Genomic DNA, 7,191 nt, shown 5'->3' on the forward strand with positions numbered 1-7,191 from the left:
GCTGAACCTCAGCCGTCCAGTTCGGGGTAACGTCGGAAGATGCCGTCCTGGTTGAACGGAATGCGGCGCGGGCTGTGCAGATAGGCGCGGATGCGGGGCAGGGCCGCGACGCGGTCGCTGAGCGCCGTAACATTGGGGGTGGTTTTCAACGCGCGCGCGGCGGCCTTGGGAAAGGCGTAGATCAGGCCCTCGACCACCTGAAACAGCGACAGGTCGGCATAGGTCAGGCGACCCCCGACCAGCCAGTCGGAGCCTGATGGATTGCGGGCCAGAACCTGTTCGGCCCAGCCCAGGAATTTCGGGATGCGGTGCTCGCGGAAGGCCCTGGCGTGGCGGGCGGCCTCGGGCTTCTGGTCATCGTAATAGGCCATCATGTCGATGGGGTGGTGGGTGTCGTGCACCTCGGCCACCAGATCGGCGAAGGTGAGTTGAATCTGGTCCAGCCAGGCGCGTTCGGCCGCATCATCCGGCGCCAGACCCAGTTGCGGGCCGAGCCAGGCGAGGATGGCGGAGACCTGGGCCACGGTCCGGTCGTCCAGCCGGACGAAGGGCGGGGCGAAGGGCGGCATGGCCGCGTCCTGCATCAGCGCCATCATCGCCTTGCCGTCATCCTGACGCGAGACATCGACATAGTCTGCGCCCGCCGCCTCGAACGCCAGGCGGATGAACTCGCCGCGTCCCTGGATCGTGGGCCAGTAATAGAGTTCGTAGGCCATGGTCTGCGCCTTGATTTATGTGATCGGTCCCTGTAAGAGCGCCGCTTCCCGTTGGAAGTTCATCTTCTGACGGTCCTGTCCGAGAACTTCGGGGCGTGGGGGTCACCCAGGCCGTAACTGTCAGAGAGCCTTCTGACGCCGTGGGGAGATGGGGACGCGAACTTGCCGCGTATCGGCCCGCACTCCGGGACGGACGCCGTCAGACGCATCCTTCGGACAATACGACCGGCTTGAACGCTTTGCAGCGATGCATGGCGCTTTGGCCAATCCGTCGTCGGGAATAAGCCCGTCGGCGAATACCAAGACTGGAGACCGCAATGGATCGCGCACAAAAAGCCGAGTCTATCGAATCGCTCAAGGGCGTGTTCGCCGACGCCGGCAGCGTGGTCGTGGCCCACAACCTGGGCCTGACCGTTGCGGAAATGGAAGATCTGCGTGGCCGTCTTCGTAAAGAAGGCGGCGCGTTCAAGGTGGTCAAGAACCGCCTGGCGCTGAAGGCGCTCGAAGCCGAAGAAGGCAGCGAATACCACGGCCTGTTCAAGGGCCCCGTGGGCATCGCATACGCCGAGAACCCCGGTACGGCCGCCAAGGTCGTCACCGAGTTCGCCAAGACCAATGATCGCTTCAAGATCATCGGCGGCTTCATGGGCGAAACCGTCGTCGACGTTAAGGGCGTGGAAGTTCTTTCCAAGCTCCCGACGCTGGACGAGGTTCGCGGTCAACTCATCGGCCTGCTCAACGCGCCTGCGACCAAGATCGCTGGCGTGCTGCAAGCACCCGCCGGTCAGCTGGCTCGCGTGTTCAACGCCTACGCCACCAAGGAAGCCGCGTAAGCGGCCCAGCCTTTCATCTCTGCATCACTCTCTAAAACCAATCCTCCGAAGGAAAACTGACAATGGCCGACCTCGCCAAGATCGTCGAAGACCTGTCCGCACTGACCGTTCTGGAAGCTGCTGAACTGTCCAAGCTGCTGGAAGAAAAGTGGGGCGTTTCCGCCGCTGCTCCGGTTGCTTTCGCTGCCCCGGCTGGCGGCGCTGCTGCCCCGGCTGAAGCTGCTGAAGAGCAAACCGAGTTCACCGTTGTCCTGGTGGACGGCGGCGACAAGAAGATCAACGTCATCAAGGAAGTCCGTGGCGTGCGTTCGGACCTGGGTCTGAAGGAAGCCAAGGACCTGGTCGAAGGCGCTCCGCAGAACGTCGTCGAAAACGTTTCGAAGCAAACCGCCGACGAAATCGCCAAGAAGCTGACGGAAGCCGGCGCGAAGATCCAGATCAAGTAATCTGGTTCTCAGCATCTGCTGAAGATCGGAAAGGCCCCGAGGGAAACCTCGGGGCCTTTTCTTGTTTCGGGGCCTGGCGCGCTGTGCGGCTTGAGAGCCTTGGGGGCTGTCAGCCCTGCGGTCGCGAACGCGGTGCGAAGAAGGCCCATAGGGCGTCGTTGTCGACGACCCAGCTATGCCTGCCGTGATGCGGCCGATGACGTCGGCGCCGTCGCGGCAGGCGCTGTAGCCCTCCTGATAGACGTGCGGCGTGACCCATGCGGTGGGCTGTGTCCGGGTGCAGCCGTTCAACTGAGCCCAGCGCTGTTCGGCGGCGTGCATGGTGTAGCTCCAGTACGGGGCGCCGCCGCCCTGGATGGGGTTGGTCGTGTCGGCGTCGCCTGCAAAGGCGATGACCGGCATGGGGCGTGTGGGATGACAGGTCGCGGGATCGGGCTCGGTCGGGTCTTCCTTGCGCGGATTGCCGGCGCGCAGACCCACGACAGGGGCGATGGCGGCGATCCGGTCGGCGGCGACGCAGCCCAGCCATGAGGTCATCCTTCCGCCGCCCGATAGACCGGTCGCATAGACGCGGCTGATGTCCGCGCACCCTTGGGCCGCCAGTTCATCTGCCGTCGCCAGAAGAAAGGCCACGTCGTCGGCGGCTTCCGGGCCGGGAATGGCGCCGGTGATGGTCGGCACGCCCGGCACGTTCCAGACAAAGCTGCGCTCGACCGGAATGCCTGCATCAGGTGAGGCGACAATAAAGCCGTGACGGTCGGCGGCCTCGGCCAGATTGGATGAGGCCAGCATGGAGGCGCCGGTCCCGCCGCTGCCGTGCAGCAGGAAGACCAGAGGCGCAGGCCGGTTGGGATCAAAACCCTTGGGTAGGTGCAACTGAACCGTGCGGCGGTTCGGCCCCATGGCGACGGCCTTGGTCACGCCCGGTTCGGCCACCGTGCAGGCGGCCTGAGCCGCCGAGGCGAAGCCCACAAGGCCGGTCATGACCGAGAAGGCGGTGAGAAGTCGTCCGATCATGACCGTGTTCCTGCGGTTCAGCGGCTGCGGGGCGTCAGGATGGCGCCGAGGCGGTCGGGGGTTCCCTCGATCCGCTCCAGACGCGGGTAGCGCAGGCCGTCGTGGTAGTCGAAGGCGACAGTGCGGAATCGGTCGCCGGACTTGATCAGCAGTTCGATGCTGGCGTCCGTGCCCTTGGCGGCGGTCACGGCGTTGCGCAGAGCCTCGGCGGACCCGGCGACGCCATTGACGGCGACCAACTGCCACCCTGCGCCGATGCGCTGCTCGAACGCGGGCCCGCCCCAACGGATATTGGTCATGCGGTCGCCACTGAGGGTGAAGCCCAGCGAATACTGGAAATCATTGGCCCAGCCGGTCTGGACCGCCTTTTCCGCCGCCGACGGCGTGTCGGTGTAGGTCAGCCGGTAGCCACCGCGCGTGATGCCCGCCAGAGGGGCGTGAGCGTCGGGGCCGACGGCGTCCAGCCGTCCGCGCAGGAAGCTGGTCCAGTCGTGAGGATAGACGGCGTTCAGGGCCGCGACGACCTGTTCGAACGTATAGCCCTGCGGCGCCCACTGGCCGTCGTCGTGGCCGAAGAAGGCGCGGGCGAAGTCATCCAGGGATTTGCGGTTGTTGGTGCCCTCGCGGATCAGGGTGTCGGCGTCCAGCCAGATCAGTGCGCTTTCGCGGTAATAGTCGCCGGTGCCGCGCATCCACGATGTGAACTGGCCCGGCACGCGGTAGCCCAGCAGATTGTGGTTGTTGACGTCCTGAAGCGCGCGCCATTCACGGCCGGGCTGGTTGTCATAGAAGGCGGCGATGGTGGCCAGGGTGGCCAGCGCCACTTCGCGGCTGTGCAGGCCCGCACGGGCGGCCAGGACGTCGCCCCAGTATTCGGTCTGACCCTCATAGACCCACAGCAGGGTGTTCTGGGTCGGGATGTTGTGGTTGGCGGTCAGTTCGTCCGCCGGACGCATGAACTTGCCGTTCCACGAGTGGGTGTATTCGTGGGGCAGCAGGCCCCGGTCGCCTTCGCTCTTGGACCAGTTGGTGAAGAAGTCGGGGGCGCCGCTGTTCTCGGAACTGCGATGATGCTCCAGCCCGATGCCGCCCAACTGGTTGGTCAGAGCGAACAGGAACTCATAACGGTCGAAGTGGCGCGCGCCGAACAGGCGGTCGGCCTGCTGGACCATGTTCTCGAACAGTTTGAGCTGCTCATCCGTGGCGGCCAGCCCCTTGGCCTCGTCGGCCAGGATGTTCAGGTGAACACGGTCCCCGCTCGGGTCGATGTCGACGCGGCGATAGTGGGCGCCTGCGAAGACCGGACTGTCGATCAGGGTGTAGAGGTCGGTCGTCTCGAACCGCGCCACATCGCCCTCACGCGCGGCGGTGGACAGGGCGGTGCCGTACTGCCAGCCCGCGGGCAGGACGATGGAGGGGGCGACCTGAATCTGGCGGCTGTAATAGCCCGCCGGATAGAGGATGGCCTTTTCCCACTGCAGATTGACCAGAGCCGGGGTCATGGTGACGCGCCAGTTGGCGTTGTCCGGCTGGGTCAGCCACTGGAAGGCGACGTCGATGCTGCTGACGCCTGCGGGGATGTCCAGATGGAAGGCGTAAGGGTCCAGGGTGTCGCGCTGCCACTCAATCCGCTGGCCATTGGCGGTCACGGTCAGGCCCGAGATCAGTTGGATCGGGCCGGTCGCAGCGTGGTTGCCCGGCAGGTATTTCGGATAGAGCAGGGTCAGCGGCCCGGCCTGCGCGACCGGAATGGTCTGGGTCACATTGACGATGCGGCGGTCCACGTCGGTGACGTCGGCGCGGTACTGGATGACGCCGGGATAGGGCGTATCCAGCGGAACCGGAATGGCGGGCTGGGCGCGGGGCAGGGCCAGAGACGCCTGGGTCGCGTCGGCGATGATCGGCGTGGACTGGAAGCTGTGCGCCAGAGCCGGGACGGCGGCGCCCGTCAGCAGAAGGGCGAGGCAGGCGGCGGGCAGGCGTGAACGCGACATCAGGTCATCCGGTATTGCAGCAGAGCTGCACCGTCGTGGGCGTCGCGGGCGGCGTCAAGGGACAGAAGGCCGCGAGGCCCTTGTCCGAAGTCCAAACGACACTCAGCCCGAAACCGTCATTCCGGGGCTGAGCGAAGCGAAGAACCCGGAACCCAGGGCTGCGATGCCGCCGCTGAATGCGTCTGGCGCTGGATGCCAAACTCCGGGGTTCCGGGTTCGTCCTTCGGACGCCCCGGAATGACGAGCCGTGAGGTCAGTCTATGGTCATTGATCCTATCGCGTGCGCGGCGTCAGGATGTCGCCAAGGCGGTCGGGTGTGCCGGGGATGCGCTCCAGGCGCGGGTAGCGCAGGCCGTCGTGGTAGTCGAAGCTGACGGTGCGATAGCGGTCGCCGTCCTTGACGATCAGATCGACAGTCCTGGCCGGATCTTTCGCTGCGGTGATGGCGGCGTTGATGCGGTCGGCGTTGGCCGCCTCGCCATTGACGGCGACGATCTCCATGCCGACGGACAGACCGGCCTTGAAGGCGGGGCTGTTCCACTGAAGCGCGCGGATGACATTGGCGCCCGTCGTCTGGATGCCCAGCGAATAGGTGTAGTCGTTGCGCTTCAACTCGGTGAACAGGGTCTTCTGATAGTCGGTCGGGGTGTCCGTATAGGTCAGACGCCAGCCGCCGCGCGTCAGGCCGTCCAGCGGCGCGCCGGGACCGTGTCCGTCCAGACGGGTGCGCAGGAAGCTGGCCCAATCGTTGGCGACGACGCCGTTCAGGGCCGCGACCACGTCCTCGAACGTATAGGGTTTCGGATCATAGCTGCCGTCCTCGACGCCGTAGAAGGCCTTGGCGAAGTCATCGAGGGATTTGCGGCCGTTGGTCTTTTCCCGGATCGTGGTGTCGACATCCAGCCAGATCAGCTGGCCTTCCGAATAATAGTCCCCGTCCCGCTGCCACGACAGCCAGCCCTTGGGCTGGCGCTGGCTGATGATCGGGTCGTTGGTGGTGTCCTGCAGGGCGCGCCATTCGCGGCTGACGCGGTTGTCGAAGGTGGCGGCGGTGATGGCCAGCGAGTCCAATGCCTGCTGCTTGGTCAGCAGGCCCGAACGGGCGGCGACGACCTGACCATAATACTGCGTCTGACCCTCATAGACCCACAGCAGGCTGTTCTGCAGCGGGCTGTTGAAGTTGGGGACGTACTGGTCGGCGGGGCGGCGCCATTTGCCGTCCCACGAGTGGTTCATCTCGTGGCTGAGCAGGTCGCGATCAGACAGATGCGTGGCCCAGCCGGTGAAGAAGGCCGGATCGACCGAGTTTTCGGAACTGCGGTGATGCTCCAGCCCGATGCCGCCCAGCTTGTCGGTCATGGCGATCAGGAAGTCGTAGTGGTCGAAGTGGCGCGCGCCGTACAGGCGGTCCATCTGGACGACCAGATTGCGCAGAATCTGGATCTGCTCATCGGTGGCGGCCAGGCTGGCGGGATTATCGGCGACGAAGTTGGCGCGGACCGGCGAGCGGCCGCCCGGATCAAGGTCGATCTGGCGATAGTGGACGCCCGCGAAGATCGGGCTGTCGATCAGGACTTCCAGATTGACGGGCTTGAAGCTCTGGACGTCGCCGTTCTTCTCTAGCGGTTCCAGCGCCGTGCCGAAGCGCCAGCCGGTCGGCAGCTTGACCGTGGGCTGAAGCGTGATGTTCCGCGACCAGTGACCGGCGGGATAGAGCAGCATCTTCTCCCACTGCACGTTCAGCATTTCCGGCGTCATGGTGATGCGGCCCTGATTGCCGGTCGTCGGCGACAGGTGCTGCATCTTCACGATGATCTCGGATGCACCCGCCGGGACTGTCAGGTGGTAGGCGAGGGGATGGAGCGTATCGCGCACCCATTCCACCCGCTGGCCGTTGGCGGTGATCTCAATGCCTGCCAGCTGGGCGACCGGGCCGACGGGGCCGTGATTGCCCGGCAGCCATTCGGGGAAGAACAGGGTCAGGGGACCGGCGCTGGCGACGGGGATCGTCTCGGTCACCGAGAAGATGCGCTGGTTCAGATTGGTGGCGTCCACGTCCAGCTTGATGACGCCGGGATAGGCGACATCGCGCACCGCCGGGATGGCGGGCTGGGGCGCGGGCAGGGCAGGCGGATAGGTCGACGCGTCCTGGGCCATGGCCGCGGGGGCGAAAGCAGCGGGGGCG

General features: G+C 65.6%; 5 protein-coding genes and 1 pseudogene. 2 read left to right on the top strand and 4 right to left on the bottom strand.

The features are described 5' to 3' along the window. Window positions 1–8: 8 nt before the first annotated feature. The gene (locus tag QZ281_RS11940; RefSeq protein ID WP_292228632.1) at window positions 9–716 is read right to left on the bottom strand and encodes a glutathione S-transferase; all 708 of its coding nucleotides are present in this window, start codon (window positions 714–716) and stop codon (window positions 9–11) included. 317 nt (window positions 717–1,033) lie between these two features. Here QZ281_RS11940 and rplJ point away from each other — a divergent pair, with 317 nt between their 5' ends. Together rplJ and rplL are read left to right on the top strand one after the other, a co-directional pair. Continuing rightward, complete coding sequence (gene rplJ, locus QZ281_RS11945) at window positions 1,034–1,549, top strand: 50S ribosomal protein L10 (protein ID WP_292228634.1); 516 nt, start codon at window positions 1,034–1,036, stop codon at window positions 1,547–1,549. 62 nt (window positions 1,550–1,611) lie between these two features. Further along, entirely contained in the window at window positions 1,612–1,995 is a 384-nt protein-coding gene (gene rplL / locus QZ281_RS11950; RefSeq protein WP_292228638.1) for a 50S ribosomal protein L7/L12, read from the top strand. Between the two features lie 522 nt (window positions 1,996–2,517). On the opposite strand, the pseudogene QZ281_RS11955 reads toward rplL, so the two are convergent. From QZ281_RS11955 to QZ281_RS11965, 3 genes and pseudogenes are all read right to left on the bottom strand, one after another. After that, window positions 2,518–3,012 (bottom strand): annotated as a pseudogene (locus QZ281_RS11955) (PHB depolymerase family esterase); the annotation flags it as partial. Between the two features lie 17 nt (window positions 3,013–3,029). Next, window positions 3,030–5,006 carry a peptidase M61 gene (locus QZ281_RS11960; RefSeq protein WP_292228636.1) on the bottom strand — a complete coding sequence of 659 codons (1,977 nt, stop codon included), beginning with the start codon at window positions 5,004–5,006 and terminating at the stop codon, window positions 3,030–3,032. 273 nt (window positions 5,007–5,279) lie between these two features. Beyond that, window positions 5,280–7,191, bottom strand: a 1,912-nt coding sequence (locus tag QZ281_RS11965; RefSeq protein WP_363297867.1) for a peptidase M61, incomplete at its 5' end; no start/stop codon positions are given.

Origin of the sequence: Brevundimonas sp. (genome assembly GCF_018608325.1) — a bacterium.
Classification (GTDB): domain Bacteria; phylum Pseudomonadota; class Alphaproteobacteria; order Caulobacterales; family Caulobacteraceae; genus Brevundimonas.

Bases quoted from the DNA above. Each gene is read 5' to 3' on its own strand.
- QZ281_RS11940 (WP_292228632.1), bottom strand. From the start codon at position 716: ATGGCCTACGAACTCTATTACTGGCCCACGATCCAGGGACGCGGCGAG.
- rplJ (WP_292228634.1), top strand. From the start codon at position 1,034: ATGGATCGCGCACAAAAAGCCGAGTCTATCGAATCGCTCAAGGGCGTG.
- rplL (WP_292228638.1), top strand. From the start codon at position 1,612: ATGGCCGACCTCGCCAAGATCGTCGAAGACCTGTCCGCACTGACCGTT.
- QZ281_RS11960 (WP_292228636.1), bottom strand. From the start codon at position 5,006: ATGTCGCGTTCACGCCTGCCCGCCGCCTGCCTCGCCCTTCTGCTGACG.